General features: G+C 67.3%; 18 protein-coding genes and 1 pseudogene. 9 read left to right on the forward strand and 10 right to left on the reverse strand.

Going from position 1 to position 18914, the window contains the following annotated elements; genetic code table 11:
- Window positions 1-13 precede the first annotated feature (13 nt).
- Window positions 14-1237 carry an RtcB family protein gene (locus AC1VVG_RS23175; protein WP_069246040.1) on the reverse strand — a complete coding sequence of 408 codons (1224 nt, stop codon included), beginning with the start codon at window positions 1235-1237 and terminating at the stop codon, window positions 14-16.
- Between the two features lie 62 nt (window positions 1238-1299).
- Window positions 1300-2439: a slipin family protein gene (locus AC1VVG_RS23180; RefSeq protein WP_034185957.1), complete on the reverse strand. Its 1140-nt coding sequence runs from the start codon at window positions 2437-2439 to the stop codon at window positions 1300-1302.
- A gap of 665 nt (window positions 2440-3104) precedes the next feature.
- On the opposite strand from AC1VVG_RS23180, the gene rtcR reads away from it, so the two are divergent.
- Entirely contained in the window at window positions 3105-4721 is a 1617-nt protein-coding gene (gene rtcR, locus AC1VVG_RS23185; RefSeq protein ID WP_069704556.1) for an RNA repair transcriptional activator RtcR, read from the forward strand.
- A 28-nt stretch (window positions 4722-4749) separates the two neighbouring features.
- On the opposite strand, the gene AC1VVG_RS23190 is transcribed toward rtcR, so the two are convergent.
- Window positions 4750-5343, reverse strand: a complete 594-nt coding sequence (locus AC1VVG_RS23190) for a nuclear transport factor 2 family protein (RefSeq protein ID WP_069704557.1) — start codon at window positions 5341-5343, stop codon at window positions 4750-4752.
- 129 nt (window positions 5344-5472) lie between these two features.
- Here AC1VVG_RS23190 and AC1VVG_RS23195 point away from each other — a divergent pair, with 129 nt between their 5' ends.
- Window positions 5473-6015 (forward strand): MarR family winged helix-turn-helix transcriptional regulator, encoded by a 543-nt coding sequence (locus tag AC1VVG_RS23195; RefSeq protein ID WP_034185598.1) that lies wholly within the window; start codon window positions 5473-5475, stop codon window positions 6013-6015.
- 40 nt (window positions 6016-6055) lie between these two features.
- Here the strand turns inward: AC1VVG_RS23195 and AC1VVG_RS23200 are convergent, their stop codons facing one another.
- Entirely contained in the window at window positions 6056-7267 is a 1212-nt protein-coding gene (locus AC1VVG_RS23200; protein ID WP_059558576.1) for an IscS subfamily cysteine desulfurase, read from the reverse strand.
- 273 nt (window positions 7268-7540) lie between these two features.
- On the opposite strand from AC1VVG_RS23200, the gene AC1VVG_RS23205 reads away from it, so the two are divergent.
- From AC1VVG_RS23205 to AC1VVG_RS23220, 4 genes are all read left to right on the forward strand, one after another.
- Window positions 7541-8068, forward strand: a complete 528-nt coding sequence (locus AC1VVG_RS23205; RefSeq protein WP_051700891.1) for a flavin reductase family protein — start codon at window positions 7541-7543, stop codon at window positions 8066-8068.
- 36 nt (window positions 8069-8104) lie between these two features.
- The gene (locus AC1VVG_RS23210) at window positions 8105-9583 is read left to right on the forward strand and encodes a 4-hydroxyphenylacetate 3-hydroxylase family protein (RefSeq protein ID WP_482836391.1); all 1479 of its coding nucleotides are present in this window, start codon (window positions 8105-8107) and stop codon (window positions 9581-9583) included.
- A gap of 45 nt (window positions 9584-9628) precedes the next feature.
- Entirely contained in the window at window positions 9629-10015 is a 387-nt protein-coding gene (locus AC1VVG_RS23215) for a hypothetical protein (RefSeq protein ID WP_059558570.1), read from the forward strand.
- A 72-nt stretch (window positions 10016-10087) separates the two neighbouring features.
- Window positions 10088-10777, forward strand: a complete 690-nt coding sequence (locus tag AC1VVG_RS23220) for a DUF2848 domain-containing protein (protein WP_069245862.1) — start codon at window positions 10088-10090, stop codon at window positions 10775-10777.
- Window positions 10778-10797: 20 nt separating this feature from the next.
- On the opposite strand, the gene AC1VVG_RS23225 is transcribed toward AC1VVG_RS23220, so the two are convergent.
- Complete coding sequence (locus tag AC1VVG_RS23225; protein WP_059558565.1) at window positions 10798-11550, reverse strand: class I SAM-dependent methyltransferase; 753 nt, start codon at window positions 11548-11550, stop codon at window positions 10798-10800.
- A 13-nt stretch (window positions 11551-11563) separates the two neighbouring features.
- Window positions 11564-12190: a LysE family translocator gene (locus tag AC1VVG_RS23230; RefSeq protein WP_034185605.1), complete on the reverse strand. Its 627-nt coding sequence runs from the start codon at window positions 12188-12190 to the stop codon at window positions 11564-11566.
- Between the two features lie 169 nt (window positions 12191-12359).
- On the opposite strand from AC1VVG_RS23230, the gene AC1VVG_RS23235 reads away from it, so the two are divergent.
- From AC1VVG_RS23235 to AC1VVG_RS23245, 3 genes are all read left to right on the forward strand, one after another.
- Window positions 12360-13160: an AraC family transcriptional regulator gene (locus AC1VVG_RS23235; RefSeq protein ID WP_034185606.1), complete on the forward strand. Its 801-nt coding sequence runs from the start codon at window positions 12360-12362 to the stop codon at window positions 13158-13160.
- A gap of 124 nt (window positions 13161-13284) precedes the next feature.
- Window positions 13285-13704, forward strand: coding sequence for an ATP--cob(I)alamin adenosyltransferase (locus tag AC1VVG_RS23240; protein WP_034185607.1), 420 nt, complete (start codon window positions 13285-13287; stop codon window positions 13702-13704).
- Window positions 13705-13803: 99 nt separating this feature from the next.
- Window positions 13804-14850, forward strand: a complete 1047-nt coding sequence (locus AC1VVG_RS23245; RefSeq protein ID WP_301741987.1) for a LysR family transcriptional regulator — start codon at window positions 13804-13806, stop codon at window positions 14848-14850.
- Window positions 14851-14926: 76 nt separating this feature from the next.
- On the opposite strand, the pseudogene AC1VVG_RS23250 reads toward AC1VVG_RS23245, so the two are convergent.
- From AC1VVG_RS23250 to argG, 4 genes and pseudogenes are all read right to left on the reverse strand, one after another.
- Window positions 14927-15305 (reverse strand): annotated as a pseudogene (locus tag AC1VVG_RS23250) (LysR substrate-binding domain-containing protein); the annotation flags it as partial.
- 91 nt (window positions 15306-15396) lie between these two features.
- The gene (locus AC1VVG_RS23255; protein WP_343726490.1) at window positions 15397-16191 is read right to left on the reverse strand and encodes a polysaccharide lyase family 7 protein; all 795 of its coding nucleotides are present in this window, start codon (window positions 16189-16191) and stop codon (window positions 15397-15399) included.
- Between the two features lie 362 nt (window positions 16192-16553).
- Entirely contained in the window at window positions 16554-17051 is a 498-nt protein-coding gene (locus AC1VVG_RS23260) for a shikimate kinase (protein ID WP_226226880.1), read from the reverse strand.
- Between the two features lie 212 nt (window positions 17052-17263).
- The gene (gene argG, locus AC1VVG_RS23265; protein WP_034185610.1) at window positions 17264-18598 is read right to left on the reverse strand and encodes an argininosuccinate synthase; all 1335 of its coding nucleotides are present in this window, start codon (window positions 18596-18598) and stop codon (window positions 17264-17266) included.
- Window positions 18599-18914 lie beyond the last annotated feature (316 nt).

Genomic DNA, 18914 nt, shown 5'->3' on the forward strand with positions numbered 1-18914 from the left:
GCCGCGCACCGCGCTATCCTTTCACGCACACCACCTGGCGCAGCGTGTGCACCACTTCGACGAGGCTGCGCTGGGCCGCCATCACCGCGTCGATGTCCTTGTAGGCCATCGGGATTTCGTCGACGACGCCCGCGTCCTTCCGGCATTCGACGCCCTGGGTGGCCTTGACCTGGTCGTCGGCCGTGAAGCGGCGCTTCGCTTCGGTGCGGCTCATCGTCCGGCCCGCGCCGTGGCTGCACGAGCAGAAGCTTTCCGGGTTGCCGAGCCCGCGCACGATGAAGCTTTTCGCGCCCATCGAGCCCGGGATGATCCCCAGTTGCCCCTTCTGCGCGGACACCGCCCCCTTGCGCGTCACGAGCACGTCTTCGCCGAAGTGGCGTTCGCGCTGCACGTAGTTGTGGTGACAGTTCACCGCGTGTTCTTCGAGCGCGAACGGCTTCGCGATCACGCCGCGTGCTGCCGCGATCACCGCGTCCATCATCGCCTGCCGGTTGCGCCGCGCGTAGTCCTGCGCCCAGCCGACGGCCTCGACGTAATCGTCGAAGTGCCGGCTGCCTTCGGTGAAATACGCGAGGTTGCGGTCCGGCAGGTTCGCGATGTGCTGGCGCATGTCGGCCTGCGCGAGTTCGATGAACAGGCTGCCGATCGCATTGCCGACGCCGCGCGAGCCGCTGTGCAGCATGAACCACACGTGGTCCGCTTCGTCGACGCACACTTCGATGAAGTGATTGCCGGTGCCGAGCGTGCCGAGATGCGCGTAGTGGTTCGTCTTTTCCAGCTTCGGATACTTGTCGACGATCCGCTGGAAGCCCGGCTGCAGCGACTTCCACGAGTCGGTCACGGCGGCCGGCGTGCGATCGCCCCACGCGCCCGGATCGCGGCGCCCGGGCGCGCGGCCGTGCGGTACCGCGCGTTCGATCGCGCCGCGCAGCCCCGCGAGCGAATCCGGCAGATCCGACGCCGTCAGCGTCGTGCGCGCGGCCATCATCCCGCAGCCGATGTCGACGCCGACCGCGGCCGGGATGATCGCGCCCTTCGTCGGAATCACGCTGCCGATCGTCGACCCCTTGCCGAGGTGGACGTCCGGCATCACCGCGATGTGGCGGAAGACGAACGGCATCTGCGCGGTGTTGCGCAACTGCGCGCGCGCTTCGTCCTCGATGGCGACGCCTTGCGTCCACATCTTCACCGGCTTGCCGTTGGCCAGTTCCATCACCTGATAGTCCATGTTGCTCATTTGCTTCACCTGATTCATTCGATTGTCCGGCGCGACACACGCGTGCCGCGCCGTGTCCTGCATTACGTGCCCTTGATGCTGACGAGTCCGTTCAGCACCTGGTCGAGACCGCCGAACACCGAGATGCGGTCGATCCGTTCCGCGACGCGCTCGAGCGTTTCCAGCTCCTTGAGCCGCAGCGCGGTCGGGTTTTCCTCCATCACCTTCGCGGTGTTCAGCAGCGAACGCGTGGCCGCCGTTTCCTCGCGGCGGCGAATCACGTTCGCCTGGGCGGATTTCTCCGCTTCGACCACCTGCGCGAGGATCGTCTTCATGTCGCCCGGCAGCACGATGTCCTTCACGCCGACGCTGCGCACGTCCACGCCCGAATCGCCGAGACGGGCGCGCACCTGCGCGATCACGACCGCGTCGATCGACTGCTTGTCCTCCAGCAGCTCGTCGAGCGAGCGTGTGCCGACCGCCGAGCGCAGCGCGAACTGCAGCTCGCGATACAAGTGCTCGACCGGTTTTTGCAGCTGGCCGAACGCATGCAGCACGTCCGCGTAACACCACGTCGCCGACAGGTTCAGCCGCAGCGCAACCTTGTCGCGCGTCAGGATTTCCTGCCCGCCGACTTCGATCGCCTGCAGGCGCAGGTCGACGAGTTCGACCGCGACGTCGCGGTTGAAGCGCCAGAACGCCGACGTACCCGCGTCCAGCAACCGCTCGATCTTGCCGTCGATCTTCAGCACGCCGACGTGGTACGCCGGCACCTGCGCCACCAGCACGCCCGTCAGGCCCGCCACGCCGCGCGCCCGCAGCGCCGGTTGCGCGATGCGTTTGACGAGCGCGGCCGGCAGCATGCTGTCCTGCGTGAGATCGACGCGTTCGAGACGATGCGCGGCCAGGCCGCGCCAGTACAGCCGGCGCGTGCCCGGTGCCAGGATCTCGACGAGCACGTCGTCTTCATAGCGCAGGCCCGCTTCGTCGTCGGCGAGATCCATCGCGACGAAGTATCGCGCGAGCACGTCGGGCGCGTCGTGGCGCAGATAGTCGGCCAGCGCGGTGTCGGCGAGCGGCGCGTCGAGACGCGCGGTCTGCACCGACAGACGCTTGAACGGATCGAAGGCCTTGAACACGCCCGGTTCCAGCACCTTCACGAAATCGCCTTCGCTCATCAGCAGCGCGCGTTCGTTCTTTTTCACTACATGACGCTTCCACATATTTTTGTCCTTTTTTTCAACGACCGCCGGATCGCGCATCGTGCGGATCGCGGTGCGACGCAACCGGGCGGACGGCGCGCTGGCCGGCGCCGACGCACACGGTGACGCATCCTGCATCGCGTCGTCGTGCGCATTCGCGCGGGCCGTGCGGCCGCCCGGCCGATCGCGCGGAACCGCAACCGGTCCGACGCGCGGCGGGCCTGTCGGCCCGCACCGGCGGGTACTGCTTTCATCACGAGACTGTCCTTGCGGACAGGGTTCGAGCGGGATTCGAACCCGCCACCGGCCGGCTTTCGCCGGCTGCTCCACCTGACTGAGCTTCCGAACGACGGGCGCTCCGGGATTCGAACCCGGACGAGGCATCCTGGCGCGCGCCCCTTTGCCTTCATCTGTCCATGGCGGCATGCGCTGCCGCGACGAACGAGGTTCGGCGGCGGCGCACCAGCAGGGCGTGTGAACCCTGGCTCGCGGGCCAGCGGGACATCCGGCGTCTTCTATTGAGCGAGGAGCGTGCCAGTGGCTGCCTTGATGCTCGAATAATTTTTCAAATGCTTGAAAACAAATGGGAATTTATTTCATTAACCGATTTTCGGTGATGCCGGGCGTGCGGATTCATCATGGAAATCCGATACAATCGGATCGCTTCTTATCCCATGAGATAAAAAATGCGCAAGACCGTCGCGATCGGTTTTCTCGGCACCGTGCTGGACCAGGGCGGCCGCGCGCCGCGCCGTTACCGCAAATGGCGGCCGACGATTTCGCTGTGCGAGCAGCCCGACCTGCCGATCGACCGGCTCGAACTGCTGCATGCGCCGGGCTACACGCGTCTCGCCCACCAGGTGCGGGACGATCTCGCGCGCCTGTCGCCGCATACCGATGTGCGGCTCGTGCCGGTCACGATCCACGATCCGTGGGATTTCGAGGAGGTCTACGCGACGCTGCACGACTACGCACGCGCGTATCCGTTCGACCTCGAGCATGAGGACTACCTGATCCACATCACGACCGGCACGCACGTCGCGCAGATCTGCTGGTTCCTGCTGGCGGAGGCGCGCTACCTGCCCGCGCGCCTCGTGCAGACGGGGCCGCCGCAGCGGACCGACGAAGGGCCGAGCGGGCCGGGCACGATATCGGTGATCGACCTCGACCTGTCGCGCTACAACCGCATCGCGCAGCGCTTCACGCGCGAGCGCGACGAAACGGTGTCGTTCCTGAAGGCCGGCATCGCAACGCGCAACGCGCGCTTCAATGCGCTGATCGAGCAACTGGAGCGCGTCGCCGTGCGGTCGCGCGCACCGATGCTGCTGGTCGGGCCGACGGGCGCCGGCAAATCGTTTCTCGCGAAGCGCGTGTACGAGCTGAAGCGCGGCCGCCATCGGCTCGCGGGGGCGTTCATCGAGATCAACTGCGCGACGCTGCGCGGCGACGCGGCGATGTCGACGCTGTTCGGTCACGTGAAGGGCGCGTTCACGGGCGCGCAGTCGGCACGGGCGGGGCTGCTGCGCGCGGCCGACGGCGGGCTGCTGTTCCTCGACGAAATCGGCGAACTCGGGCTCGACGAGCAGGCGATGCTGCTGAAGGCGATCGAGGAGAAGCGCTTCCTGCCGGTCGGCGCGGACGTCGAGGCGAGCAGCGATTTCGAGTTGATCGCGGGCACGCATCGCGACCTGCGGCAGATGGTGGCGGCCGGCACGTTCCGCGAGGATCTCTATGCGCGGATCAATCTGTGGACGTACGAATTGCCGGGACTGGCCGAGCGCCGCGAGGACATCGAGCCGAACCTCGAATTCGAACTCGACCGTTTCGGCCGCGAGCAGGGCGAGCAGGTGCGATTCAACGTGGAGGCGAAGCGGCGCTATCTCGCGTTCGCGGCGTCCCCGCGCGCGGTGTGGGCCGGCAACTTCCGCGAACTGTCGGCCTCGGTCACGCGGATGGCGACGCTGGCCGATGCGGGGCGGATTACCGAGGCACTCGCCGAGCAGGAAGTCGAGCGGTTGACGCGCACCTGGTCGTCGCCGCGCGACGCGGGCGCGGCCGACCCGTGCGTCGACGCGGTGTTCGGTGCGCGCGCCGCGGATCTCGACCTGTTCGACCGTGCGCAGCTCGAACGCGTGCTCGACGTGTGCCGCGCGTCGGCGAGCCTGTCGGAGGCGGGGCGCACGCTGTTCGCGGTGTCGCGGCAGAGCAAGAAGCAACCGAACGATGCGGACCGGCTGCGCAAGTATCTCGCGCGGTTCGGGCTCGATTGGGAGGCGGTGCGGCAGGCGCTTGACGCGGCATGACGCGCGGCGGCGCGGCCGGCGCGATCGGTCAGGCCGCCGCCGCCGCCGCGTCGTGAAACGGTGCCAGGAATCCCCAATCCGGGTGTGCCGCCGCGATATCCGCCAGCCCGCGCGCGAACGCATGCGCCGGCAGCCACGGATACCCGAACGCCGCATGCAGCCCGTCGAGCTTCGACGACCGCGGATCGTCGATCGTGTCCATTCGCGCGATGTGGATGTGCAGCGCGGCGATCCGGGCCGCGTCGTCGCGGGTGTCGTCGCCCGCGAACTGCCAGCGGTACGTGCCATGCCCGATCCGCAGCGCGCCGGTGTTCCTCTGCCGCATCACGACGAGCCACGGCATGTTGGCGACGCCATGCGCGTCGACGTCCGGCTCCGCGCAGACGTAACAGGTCCGGCACCGCTCGAACCGCTCGCCGAATTCCTCGACCAGCGTGCGCGCGATGGCGGCCGCGCCCGTCACGCGCGGCGGAAAATCGATATCGTCGCTGGCGAGCGAAAAGCTCAGCTCGGCATCGGCTGCGAAGCAGTCGGCGATCAGTGACGGACGGTTCAGGTCTTTCGCGCGCAGATAACATTCGAGCAGCGCGCGGACCGTCGCGGGATGAAGCGGAAAGGACATGATCGAGTCTCCGGTGCCGGACAATCGGGCAGCATGCGGGGCGCCGGACCCGGCCGGGAGCGCATGTGCCTTTACCGTATAATTTCGTTTCAAAGCTAAATTCGCATGACTGCACGGAGCGTCGACGTCATGGCCAAGCAGCAAGAGGAGTCCGTTCTGACCATTACCAACCCGGCCTGCCTGATCGACGGCACGGACACGGAATTTCGTCACCTGATCAACGGGTTGCTGCCGTTCGCGGCGCGCCTGCTGTCGGTCCGCGACGGTTTCGGCTCGATCGCCGGGCTGACCGGCATCCAGTACTCGTTGCTCGTGTCGGTCGCGCACCTGTCCCACGACGACGTCGTGACCGTCAACCGCCTGGCCGATCACCTGCACCTGAGCGGCGCGTTCGTGACGATCGAAACCGGCAAGCTCAAGAAGCTCGGCCTGATCGACAAGCGGGCGGACCCGGATGACAAGCGCAAGATGCGCGTCACGGTCACGCCGGCCGGCACGAAGCTGCTGAAAGCGCTGGCGCCCACCCAGCAGCGGATCAACAACGTGCTGTTCGAGGGCGTGACCAAGACCGAGTTCAAGGTGCTGTGCTCGGTGATCGACCGCCTCGTCACCAACGGCGATCGCGCAACGCTCGATCTCGCGCACATGATCGCGCGCCAGGAAAAAAGCTGACGCACGCCGGCCGCGGGCCGGCGCGACGCGTCGGTCATGCTCAGTGCGCGGCCCACTCGATCGTATCGAGGTCGACCCCTTCCAGATGCATGTCCCATAGCGGGCTCAGCGCGCGCAGCTTGTCGACCGTGTCGCGCACCTGCGCGATCACGCTGTCCACTTCGGCTTCGGTCGTGAAGCGGCCGAGCGTGAAGCGGATCGAGCTGTGTGCGAGTTCGTCGCTTCGGCCGAGCGCACGCAGCACGTAAGACGGTTCCAGCGACGCCGACGTGCACGCGGAGCCTGACGATACCGCGACGCCCTTGATCCCCATGATCAGCGATTCGCCCTCGACGAAGTTGAAGCTCACGTTCAGGTTGTGCGGAATCCGGCGCGCCAGGTCGCCGTTCACGTAAACCTCGTCGAGCGTCGACAGGCCGGCCAGCAGCCGGTCGCGCAACGCGCCGACGCGGCGGCTTTCTTCCTCCATCTCTTCCTTCGCAAGCCGAAACGCTTCGCCCATCCCGACGATCTGGTGCGTCGGCAGGGTGCCCGAGCGCATCCCGCGCTCGTGGCCGCCGCCGTGCATCTGCGCTTCGATGCGCACGCGCGGCTTGCGGCGCACGTACAGCGCGCCGATTCCCTTCGGGCCGTACACCTTGTGCGCGGTCACCGTCAGCAGGTCGACGTTCAGTGCATTCACGTCCACCGGAATCTTGCCGGCCGCCTGTACGGCGTCGCAGTGGAACACGATGCCGCGGGCGCGGCACAGCGCGCCGATCTCGGCGATCGGCTGGATCACGCCCGTTTCGTTGTTCGCGAGCATCACCGACACCAGGATCGTGTCGGCGCGCAGCGCCCGCCGCAGCGCATCGAGATCGAGCAGACCGTTTTCCTCCACGTCGAGGTAGGTGACGTCGAAGCCCTGGCGTTCGAGTTCGCGGCACGTATCGAGCACGGCCTTGTGTTCGGTCTTCACCGTGACGAGGTGCTTGCCCGTGCCTTGATAGAAGTGCGCGGCGCCCTTGATCGCGAGGTTGTTGCCTTCGGTGGCACCCGATGTCCACACGATTTCGCGCGGGTCCGCGCCGAGCAGCGCGGCGACGTGCGCGCGCGCTTCCTCGACCGCTTGCTCGGCGTCCCAGCCGTGGCTGTGGCTGCGCGAAGCGGGGTTGCCGAACTGCTCGTGCAGGAACGGCACCATTTTGTCGACCACGCGCGGATCGACGGGCGTCGTCGCGCTGTAGTCCATGTAGATCGGGCGGGATGGCATCGAATGGGCTCCGGGAAGCGGGATCTCTCGCGGGTCGCGAAAGCCGCGGGATACGGTTGCCGCAGTGTACGTGGACATTCGCGGGCGTCGCGCAACATCCATCACGCCAGTAGGGTTGTCTTTCAAACAAAGCTTTCAAGATCAGGGTTTACGACAGCTTGAACCGGCTTTTGTGTTTACATTCAATAAAAGCTAAATCACAAAGCTAAATTGAAGTGATTCGTTGGTCGGATTCCGCCGCGGAATCCGGCGATGCAACCCCAGGAGAACGAGATGAGCGAGAACCATGCCGGAACCGGCGCGGGCGCCGACGAGCAGCGACGCTTTCGTACCGCGTTGTCGATGTTCGCGACGGGCGTCGCGGTGATTACCGCCCCGCGCAAAGAGGGGATGCCGGTCGGCATCACGGTCGCGTCATTCAATTCGGTTTCGCTGGATCCGCCGCTGATCCTGTTCTCGGTCGACCGCCGCAGCCTGAGCCTCGGCGACCTGGCCGGCGCGGACGGCTACGCGGTCAACGTGCTCGACGAGACGCAGCAGCACCTGTCGAACTGTTTCGCGAAGGCGAACGGCGACAAGTGGGGCTGGCGCGCCGGCGCGGCGCCCGCCGACGGCGCGGTGCTGCTGCCCGACGCACTCGCGACGTTCGAATGCGAGCCCTATGCGCAATACGACGGCGGCGACCACGTGATCTTCGTCGGCCGCGTGACGCGGCACCGCGCGCGCTCGGAAGGGCGCCCGCTGATCTTCTTTGGCGGTCGCTACCGCGCGCTCGACGGCGCGCATGCGCCGTCCTTGTGAACGCAACCCACGATTCATTCCACCCAGGAGGACATCATGATCAAGAACGGGACTCAGCACATCGCGTCGCTGCGCGACGGGCGGCAGGTCTACCTGAACGGCCAGCCGGCCGGCGACGTGACCGCGCATGCGGCATTCCGCAATTCGATTCGCAGCTACGCGAGCCTGTACGACTACCAGGCGCGCGACGAGAACGTCGAGAAGATGACGTTCGTGTCGCCCGGCACGGGCAACCGCGTGAGCCGGATCTGGCAGCTGCCGACGTCCTATGACGAACTCGTCGAGCGCCGTGCCGCGCTGGAAGCGTGGTCGGAGCTGCATTACGGCTTCATGGGCCGCTCGCCCGACCACGTCGCGTCGTGTCTCGCCGGCATGTATATGGGCGCCGACGTGTTCGAACAATACGACCCGGCGCGCGCCGGCGCACTGCGCGACTACTACCGTTATGCACGCGACAACGACCTGTTCCTGACCTACGTGATCGTGAATCCGCAGGCGAACCAGTCGAAGGCCGCACACGAGCAGGAGGACAAGTACCTCGCGGTCGGCATCGTCGATCAGGATGCCGAAGGCATCACGGTGCGCGGCGCGAAGATGCTCGCGACGAGCGGGATCATGGCGAACGAGGTGTTCTGCAGCTGCATCCAGCCGCTGCGCGAAGGCGACGAGATGTACGCGCTGTCGTTCGCGGTGCCGATGAACGCGAAGGGCATGAAGATCCTGTCGCGCAAGTCGTACGAGGAGCACGCGACGTCGGTGTTCGACAACCCGCTGTCCAGCCGCTTCGACGAGAACGACGCGGTGCTGTACTTCGACGACGTGAAGGTGCCGTGGGAACGGATCTTCGTCGCCGGCAACACGGCGATGTGCGCGAAGCAGTTTCATGCGACGCCCGCGCACGTGTACCAGAACTATCAGTGCCAGGTGCGCCTGATGACGAAGCTGCGCTTTCTCGTCGGGCTCGGCCTGAAGATTTCCGAGGTCAACGGCACGAACACGTTCCCGCAGGTACGCGAGACGCTGGGCCAGCTCGCGGCCGAAGCGTCGATGGTCGAGGCGTGGGTCTACGGGATGGAAGCGAAGGGCACGGTCGTCAACGGCTTCTACGTGCCCGACCGCAACATGCTGTACGGCTCGCAGGTCGTCACGCAGCAGCTGTATTCGAAGGTGCTCAACACGCTGCGCGAGCTCGCGGGCGGCGGAATGATCATGCTGCCGTCCAGCGTGCGCGATTTCGAGAACCCCGACCTGCTGCGCATCATCGAGAAGACGCAGAAGTCGCCGGTGTGTTCGTCCGAGGAGCGCGTGAAGTTCTTCAAGCTCGCATGGGACGCGGTCGGCTCCGAATTCGCGTCGCGCCACAACCAGTACGAGCTGTTCTACGCCGGCGCGTCGTTCGTCACGAAGGGCCACGCATACCGCACGTACGACTGGCAGCGCGTGTCGCATCTCGTCGATTCGATGCTCGGCAGCTATTCGCTGAACCAGGAACGGTCGACGCCGCACGCCGCTTGACGCGTCGTGCCCGATTTCACCCGCTATCGCATTCAGGAGAGACAGATGGCCATCAACAAGCTTCACGACGAATTCCATACGCTGGACATGCAGCGCGACTGGCGGCTGCCGGAAGGGTATGACCCGGCATCCGGCGCACAGGAGCTGATTCTGTCCGGCGGGCTCGATACCGAGCGCAAGCGCGGCAGCCGCACGCGCCTGCTGCGCCTGCCGGCGGGGCTGCATACGAAGAAGCCGTTCGTGCACGACTACTGGGAAGAGGTGTTCCTGGTCGAGGGCGACCTGACCGTCGGCAACGACGAGCACGGCAACGGCGGCACGCCGTTCAAGGGCTACACGTATGCGGTGCGGCCGCCCGGCGCATGGCACGGCCCGTTCAAGTCGAACGGCGGCTGCGTGCTGCTCGAGATCCACTACTACGACCCGGCCTGAGCGCGGCCGGTCGACGACACACGGCGAGCGGCGCCGCGCGATGCGTGCGCGCCCCGCCACAAGGAGCATTCGATGAAAACCATTACGTTCGCGATCGACGGTCGCGACGGCCGCACCGAGCGCGCGATCGCGATCGACACGCTCGTGATCGCGGGCTGGACCGGCCGTGACACGGCGGCCATGGAGCGGCACATCCGCGAGCTGGAGGCGCTCGGCGTCAGGCGCCCGGCGACGACGCCGGTCTTCTACCGCGTTGCGGCCGACCGCCTCGACCCGTCGCCCGCGATCCAGGTATCGGGCGGGCAGAGCAGCGGCGAAGCGGAATTCGTGCTGGTGCGCGCCGGCGGCGAGACCTTCGTCGGCATCGCATCCGACCACACCGACCGCGAAGTCGAGACATACGGGATCACCGTGTCGAAGCAGATGTGCGGCAAGCCGTGCGCGAGCACGCTGTGGAAGTTCGACGACGTGGCCGGTCACTGGGATCAGCTCGTGCTGCGCGCGTACGCGACGATCGACGGCGAGCGCGTGTTGTATCAGGAAGGCCGGGTGACGGCGATGCGCGCGCCGGACGATCTGCTCGCGCAGTTCGCGCGCCACGGCGGCCGTTTCGAGAACGGCACCGCGATGCTGTGCGGAACGCTGGCCGCTATCGGCGGCATCCGGCCGGCCGAGCGGTTCGAGATCGAGCTGGAGGATCCGGTGCTGGGCCGCACGATCCGGCATGCGTATGCGGTGGACACGCTACCGGTCGCGGGCTGACGCCATCGGCGCACGCGCGCTCATGCGCGGCAGATCGCGATGATCTCCGCGCTGATCGTTTCGTCGAAAGGCGCGCGTTGCCAGTCGCCGCACCACTCGGCCGATGCGAAACCGGCTGCCGACACGCGCGCCTGCAGGGCGGGCTGCGCGATGAAACGCAGCCGGCTCGTGTTCGTCAGCACCGTGTCGTCGCGGCGGAAGCGGTAGTGCGTGTCGAACGTCACGATCGCGTCGTCGACCGCACGCACCGCGTGATGGAGATCGACGCGGCCGAAGTCGCGCGATTCGACGCTGCATGCCGAACGCGCGGGCGTCCACGCGCGCCACGGTGCGACGTGCGGGTTGCGGGTGTCGAACAGGAAGCGGCCGCCGTCGGCGAGCACGCGTCGCACGCCGCGCAGCGTCGCGTCGATTTCATCATCGGACAGCAGGCACTGGAACGCATGCCCGGTCATCACGACCGCATCGAACGGTGCGGCGGGCGGCAGGCTGCCGAGTTCGCATGCGTGCCAGCGCACGGTGTCGGCGCGCGGCTGGCGTCGTGCGTAATCGATCATTGCCGGCGCCGGATCGATCGCGACGACCTCGTGCCCGGCCGCCGCGAGCCGGCGTGCGAACGTGCCGGTGCCGCAGCCGAGATCGAGGATGCGCTGCGGCGCGGGGCCGATCACGGCTGCATAGAACGCGAAGTCGCGATCGCCCGCGTTGAACAGGTCGTAGACCGCGACGAGGCGCGGGTCGGTGTAGAGGCGGTCCGCGTCGGCAGGCGTCATGCGACCGTGCGTATCAGCGCTGCTGCACGGCCACGCGCAGCCCGAGCGCGATGAAGATCGACCCGATGATCTTCCCCTGCCAGCGCGTGAGCCACGTCAGCCGCTTCACGACGCGGCCGAGCGGGCGGATCGAGCACGCGATCAGCGTCGTATAGAGCGAGCTGAGCACGACGAAGATCAGCCCGAGCACCGCGAACTGCACGAACGTCGAGCCGCGCTCCGGGTGCACGAATTGCGGCATGAACGCGAGGAAGAACAGCGCGGTCTTCGGATTCAGCACTTCGGCGGGAATGGCCTGCAGGTACGCGACGAGCGGCGTGACGGGCGCCACCTGCGGCAGCGACGGATCCGACGGTTTTTCCAGCAGCGCACGCGCGCCGAGATAGAGCAGGTACGCGGCGCCGACCAGCTTCACGACGTTGAATGCGAGCGCCGACGTCATCAGCAGCGCGGACAACCCGACGGCCGCGAACAGCGTATGCACGAAGTCGCCGCTCGCGACGCCGAGGCCGGTCAGGATGCCGGTCTTGCGCCCGCCCTGCACGGTGCGGCTCAGCACGAGCAGCACGGCCGGGCCGGGGATCAGGAACAGGCCCAGGACGACGGCGGTGAAAGTGGTCAGCGTGGTCAGGTCGAACATGGCGGCTCCGGCAGGTTGGCGCGGCGGCGGGGGATCGGGGCATTGTATTCGGTTCGGCGGGCGGCCGCTGACGCGCGCTTGAACGGCCCGGCCGTGCCGGCGCCTTTCTGGTATAAGCACGAAACGACGTGCGGCACGGCGTCCGGCTTCTTCCACCGCCTATCGTTTCATGCGCGAGCTTCCACCGACCACCCATCCCGCCGCGGACGCCGACGTCTATCACGTGCCGCGTCCGCTCGTCGTGTTCGGCGGTTCGGTCGTCGAGCCGGAATGGCGGCTGGAGCGCCACAGCCATCGCCAGGCGCAGCTGCTCTACACGCTGAGCGGCGTCGTCTATTGCGAGATCGACGGCGGCGTGTGGAGCGCGCCCCCGCAATGCACGGTGTGGATTCCCGGCGATGTTCCGCACGCGGCGCGCGGCTCGGCCGGCGCGACCTTCTACGCGGTGCTGGTCGAACCCGACGCCGCGCTCGACCTGCCCGCGCGCTGCTGCACGCTGTCCGTGTCGCCGCTGCTGCGCGAACTGCTGCTGAAGGCCGCGAGCTTTCCGAACCTGTACGACGTCGACGGGCCGCAGGGGCGGCTGATGGCGACGCTGCTCGACGAACTCGTCGCGGCGCCGGTCGAGGACCTGTACCTGCCGATGCCGACCGACCGCCGGCTGCGCAAGCTGATCGACCATCTGCTCGACGATCCGGCCGACAAGTCGCCGCTGGCCGAACTCGCACGGCGCGCGGGCATCAGCGAGCGCAGCCTCACACGGCTCGCGACGAAGGAGCTCGGGATGAGCCTCGGCGACTGGCGCCGGCGGCTGCACGTCGCGCTGTCGCTGCGGATGCTGACGACCGGCCGCCGCGTGCACCAGATCGCGATCGACCTCGGCTACGAGAGCGCGAGCAGTTTCGTGACGATGTTCCGCAAGGCGACCGGCAAGTCGCCGACGCAATTCCTGACCGACCGGCAACGCTGAACGCGCTGGCCGCGCCCGCGGATGCGCAGGTTTGGCCAGATTGAAAAAGCAGTTGGCCGGGATGAGAAATGACGCGTTTGGCCTCGATCCATAAAATGAGAATCGTTCTCATCTGGAGGTCGACATGCAAATCACCACGACTGAATTCCCGTTCGTCTGGCTGCGTTACCGCGGTTCGACGCACTTCGAACCGGCCCGGTTGATCGCCGAGCTCGACGCGTTGCTGGCGCGCGGCGAACGCTTCGTTCTTCTGACCGACGACGCGCCGTCCGGCGACGATCGCGGCGATACCGACCACGAGATGCGCAAGCAGCTCGCGAAGTGGAGCAAGGCCAACCGTGCGCAGTCGCGCGAATGGATCCCGGCGATGATCGCGATCGAGCCCGATGCGGCCCGGCGTGCCGCGCTCGATGCATTCTCGGGCACGTTCGAGAAGGTCTGGGGCTATCCGCTGAACGCGGCGGCGAGCCGCGAAGACGCGCTGGCGCTCGCGCAACGGCTGCTCGCCGAACCCGCGCGCCGCATCGCCGCGGCGAACGCCTGACCCGGCCGCCGCGCGGCGCGCGGCTTTCGTCGACATCGACAACCGTGTACGGTGCGCGCACGCGCGCCGCGGCCTGTCGCAACCACGCAGGGGTGACCGGTGGACAATCCGATCCGCGCGATGCGCATCTTCACGCGCATCGTCGAAATGAACAGCTTTACACGCGCGGCGCAGGCGCTCGGCATTTCGCGTGCCACCGCGACGCGGACCGTGCAGGAGCTCGAGGCGGCGCTCGGCACGCCGCTGCTGGTGCGCACGACGCGCGCGCTGCGGACGACGTCCGAAGGCGACGCGTATTACCGGCGCTGCGTGAGCATCACGGCGGACGTCGACGAGCTCGAAGCCAGCATGCGCGGCGCCGCGCGGCATCCGGGCGGGCCGCTGCGCGTCGAGGTGCCGGCGTCGGTGGCCGGTGCGATCGTGCTGCCGGCGCTCGACGCGTTTCACGCCCGGCATCCCGATCTCGTGCTGATGCTGGGCGTGGCCGGGCGCGCGGGCGATCGCGACGCCGACACGGTCGACTGCGGCATCCGGCTGGGCGCGCTGCCCGATTCGTCGCTCGTCGCGCGCCGGCTCGGCACGCTCGAACGCGTGACGTGCGCGAGCCCGGCGTATCTCGACCGCTTCGGCGTTCCGCGCACGCTCGACGCGCTCACGGCGCACCGCGCGGTCAGCGGCGCGCGGGTACCCGGCCAGCGCTCGGCCGAACTCGATTTCGTCGCGGACGACGGCGTGCGCAAGGTCCGGCTCGACAGCATCGTCAGCGTGGACGACGAGCAGGCGTACCTGGCCTGCGGCGTGCACGGCCTCGGGCTGATCCAGCCGACGCGCATCGCCGCGCAGCCGCTGATCGACGCGGGCCGGCTGCGGGAAGTGCTGCCGTGCTGGCAACCCGAGCCGGCCGCCGTGTCGGCGGTCTACGTGAAGCGCCCGCATGTGTCGCCCGGCGTGCGCGCGTTCGTCGACTGGATCGCCGAGCGTTTCGTGCAGGCCGCGCACGAGCATGAAGGGCTGGCGGCGGGGGCGGCAGGGTGGCGGGCGCGAGAGGCAGCTGTGACGCGTGAGTCTGTTGCGAGCAGCGTGCGCGCGGCGCCGGCAACGACCGGCATCGATCTTGAACACGTCGCGCTGGTCGCCGCGAGCTGAGTGGCCGGCGGATCGGCTTCCGGCGCGTTATCCGCCTCTCAACCGCCCCAGCGCTTCCGCCAGAAAATCCACGAACGTGATCGGGCAGCACGACGGCGAGACGCCCGTCCGCGAGGTAGTCGCGCAGGTCCCGTTCCGCGCGCATCAGAATTCCGTGTCCGTCGAGCGCCCACTTCACCGCGATCTTGCCGTTGTTCGTCGTCCGGTTGCCGTTGATCCGAACGGCTTCCGTGTGGCGTGTCGCGCCGTGTCCGTTCGTCAGGCGCCGTATTCTTCGTCGCCTTGCCGGATGCCGATGCAGGTGTGCCGCGTGAGGTCGTGCGGCGTGCCGGGCGTCGTGCCGCGCGAGATGCGCACAGAAGCGGGCGGTTCGATGCGAGCCGTCGCGCGACGACGCGCGTGTCGGGCGGCTCGCCGAAGCGGATGCATACGTCGAATGAGTCGTCAGTGAGCGGCACCACTCGTAAGCGCGAGGTGCGCCGAAACGGCGGACGGGTGCGCATCGCGCACCCGTCCGGCTTCATGCGTCGTGACGCGCGACCGGCTTCAACTGTGCGTGAGCGTCAACGCATGGAATTTCACGACGGTGCCGGGCGTCGTCAGCGGCGTACCGGACACGGCCGTCTGGTCGTAGTCGCCGGCCTTGAAGTAGAAGCTTTCGCCGTCGAAGCTCGAATCCATCGTGAAGGTCCTGGTCGTGCCGTTCGTGGTGACGGTGATCGTCGTGCCGCTCAGGCTCAGCGCATAACTGAACTTCTTGCCGACGCCGACCGTCGTGATCGGCGTGGTCGTCGACTTGCCGCCCTGGTTGGTGCTTTCGAGCAGCAACTGGACGACCCCGCCGGACGTGAACTGCAGCTCGCACAGCGGCTTGCTCGGGCCGGTGCCCTGGAAGATCTGACCGATCGTCGTGTGATCGGGCACCTGCGTGACGGTCACTGTCGCGTTCAGCCGGTTGGTGCCGGAGGTCGGCCAGATCGCGTTCTCGCGCAGCTCGGTGCGCGGATGCAGCGAGCCGGACGTCGTCCAGCCCTGCGTCGGGTCCATCATCACCATCGAGCCGTCGCTGCCGTCCGTATAGAAATACGTCGGGTTCACGTAGCCGCCCGCGAGCGACGAACCGCTCACGGTATCGACCTTGCCGGGCGCGCCGGTCGGCAACTGCAGCGTGAACGGTGCGAGGTTGAAGTTCGAGCCGGGCGGATTCGACGGACTGAGCGCCATGACGGTGGCCTGCTGGCGCGCGGCGGCGGCCGGGCTGGCCGGGTCGTCACCGCCGCAGGCGGAAAGGAACGCAACGGACAGCATGGCGGCGACGCACGGGATGATCCGGTTCTTCATGATGTCTCTCTCTCTGATGGTCCGTGGCAGGGTGCCACGTCATGGATAACGTTTTCTTTTTTTAGGCTTGAGATCGCCGGAAAGGCGGTCGACAGCCTGTAGAAAGCACGCCAAAACACAGAAAGCAGGTGCGGTTCGAAAGCGACTGCCGAAGCCAGACTGTAAAGCGGGGAATGCTGATATTCACGAGGCTTGCGATCGGCTTTCCGGATGACGCTTGTCGGCCGATCGGAGACGATGCTAGCAAGAAGCCCTGGAAGAGTAAACGTTTTCCTATACGGATATGGCAACGCCACGTGACGTCGAGCCGCGGCGAGCATCATTCGGGTTTCGGTACCGCGGCGTGCGTGCTGGCATGGGCGTTACGACGCCACGGTAGCGACGTGCCGCGCGATGCGCGCCGCACATGCATCGGGCGTCGTACCGGCCGTGTCCAGCACCATCTGGCTGAACGGCCGCGACGCATAGCCTTCGCGATACATCTCGGCGATCCGGCTGCGCTCCCAGTCCGTCAGCGCGCGCGTGCCGCGATTCGACGCCGCGATCGCTTCGGGCGGTGCTAGCGTGACGACGAACAACCTTGCATCACGCGCGTCGCAGGCGGCGCGCAGCCGCGCGTGTTCCGCTTCGTCGATCGGATAGGCGATGACCAGATGGCGTTCGCGCGCGGCCGCGATCTGCGCGACGAGACGTTCGAGCGCGAGTGCCCACTGCACGTCCAACGGCGCGTCGTCGGGCGCATCGTGATCGTCGCCGTCGATGAAGCGCGCATCGGGCAGCACGCGTGCGAGCGCGAGGCCGATCGTCGTCTTGCCGCTGTTGATCGGGCCGTTCAGGTGGATGACGGTAAGGGCGGTCATGGGTCGAGGCAGGAAGCGGATGACTCGCAGCTTGCCATGACGGGCGCGGCGGCGCGGTGCCGTGAGGGCGTCGCGTGGTGCAATGCGAAGGGGGGGAAAGCGGACAGGCCGGGAGGGGGAGCGGCAGGCTGCGTGCGCGACGAGGCGTCGCACATGCAGCCTGCCTGACCGTGCCGCATGCAGCAATGCGGCACGGCGTCGAGCGAGACGGTTTACTTGTCGTCGCCCTTGATCTGCGGCAGTGCCGACGCTTCGCCCGGCGTCAGCAGGCCGACTTGCGCATACACGCGCAGCTTGTCGCGCGTATCGGTGATGTCGAGGTTGCGCATCGTCAGCTGGCCGATCCGGTCGCGCGGCGAGAACGTCGATGCAACCTTCTCCATCGACAGGCGTTCCGGCTGGTACGTGAGGTTCGGCGACTTCGTGCTCAGGATCGAGTAGTCGTTGCCGCGGCGCAGTTCGATCTTCACTTCGCCGGTGATCGCGCGTGCGACCCAGCGTTGCGCGGTTTCGCGCAGCATGATCGCCTGCGGGTCGAACCAGCGGCCCTGGTACAGCAGGCGGCCGAGGCGGCGGCCGTTCTCGCGGTACTGCTCGATCGTGTCTTCGTTGTGGATGCCGGTAACGAGGCGCTCGTACGCGATGTACAGCAGCGCGAGGCCCGGGGCTTCGTAGATGCCGCGGCTCTTCGCCTCGATGATCCGGTTCTCGATCTGGTCGCTCATGCCGAGGCCGTGGCGGCCGCCGATGCGGTTCGCTTCCAGCAGCAGCTCGACCTGATCCTTGAACTCGACGCCGTTCAGCGCGACGGGCTGGCCGGCTTCGAAGCGCACCGTCACTTCTTCCGCGGCGATCTTCACGTCGTCGCGCCAGAACGCGACGCCCATGATCGGGTTCACGATCTTGATGCCGCTTTCGAGGCTTTCCAGATCCTTCGCTTCGTGCGTCGCGCCGAGCAGGTTCGAGTCGGTCGAATACGCCTTCTCGGCCGACATCTTGTACGCGAAACCCGCCTGGTTCATGAACTCGGACATTTCGGCACGGCCGCCGAGCTCGTCGATGAAGGTCTGGTCGAGCCACGGCTTGTAGATCTTCAGATCCGGGTTCACGAGCAGGCCGTAGCGGTAGAAGCGCTCGATGTCGTTGCCCTTGTACGTGCTGCCGTCGCCCCAGATGTTGACGCCGTCTTCCTTCATCGCGGCGACGAGCATCGTGCCCGTCACGGCGCGGCCGATCGGCGTCGTGTTGAAGTACGTGACGCCGGCCGTCGTGATGTGGAACGCGCCGCTTTGCAGCGCCGCGATGCCTTCGGCGACGAGCTGCGCACGGCAGTCGATCAGGCGGGCGCCGGCTGCGCCGTATTCGATCGCGCGTTTCGGGATCGCGTCGTAATCGTCTTCGTCGGGCTGGCCGAGGTTCGCCGTGTATGCGTACGGGACGGCGCCCTTCAGTTTCATCCAGTGCAGCGCAGCGCTGGTGTCCAGGCCGCCGGAGAAGGCGATACCGACCTTCTGGCCGGTCGGGAGGCTTTCGAGAATCGTGCTCATAGGAATTACCGTGGATTGAAGCCGGTGGGATCGTATTTCGCGGAATATGCGAGTATCGGCTGTCCGGGAAGTTGGGGCAAGGGCTGATTTTCGTGCGGAATCGTCGTCCGGCCCGTCGGGCGGGCCGGACGGGCGGTTAACCACGCGGAGAACGCGAGGCCGGAAGGCGCGAAATCGCGGCTGAAACCGGCCGCGGCGAGCACGGTCGCGAGGCCGGCTTGCGGGGCCGGATCGGCCGAAACGCGCGGCAGCCGCGATGGAAATGCCGGTCCGCCATTCCGAAAGGAATATGAAAGAATTGCGCCCGACACCCGGA

It is taken from the genome of Burkholderia sp. L-4 (genome assembly GCF_056856535.1).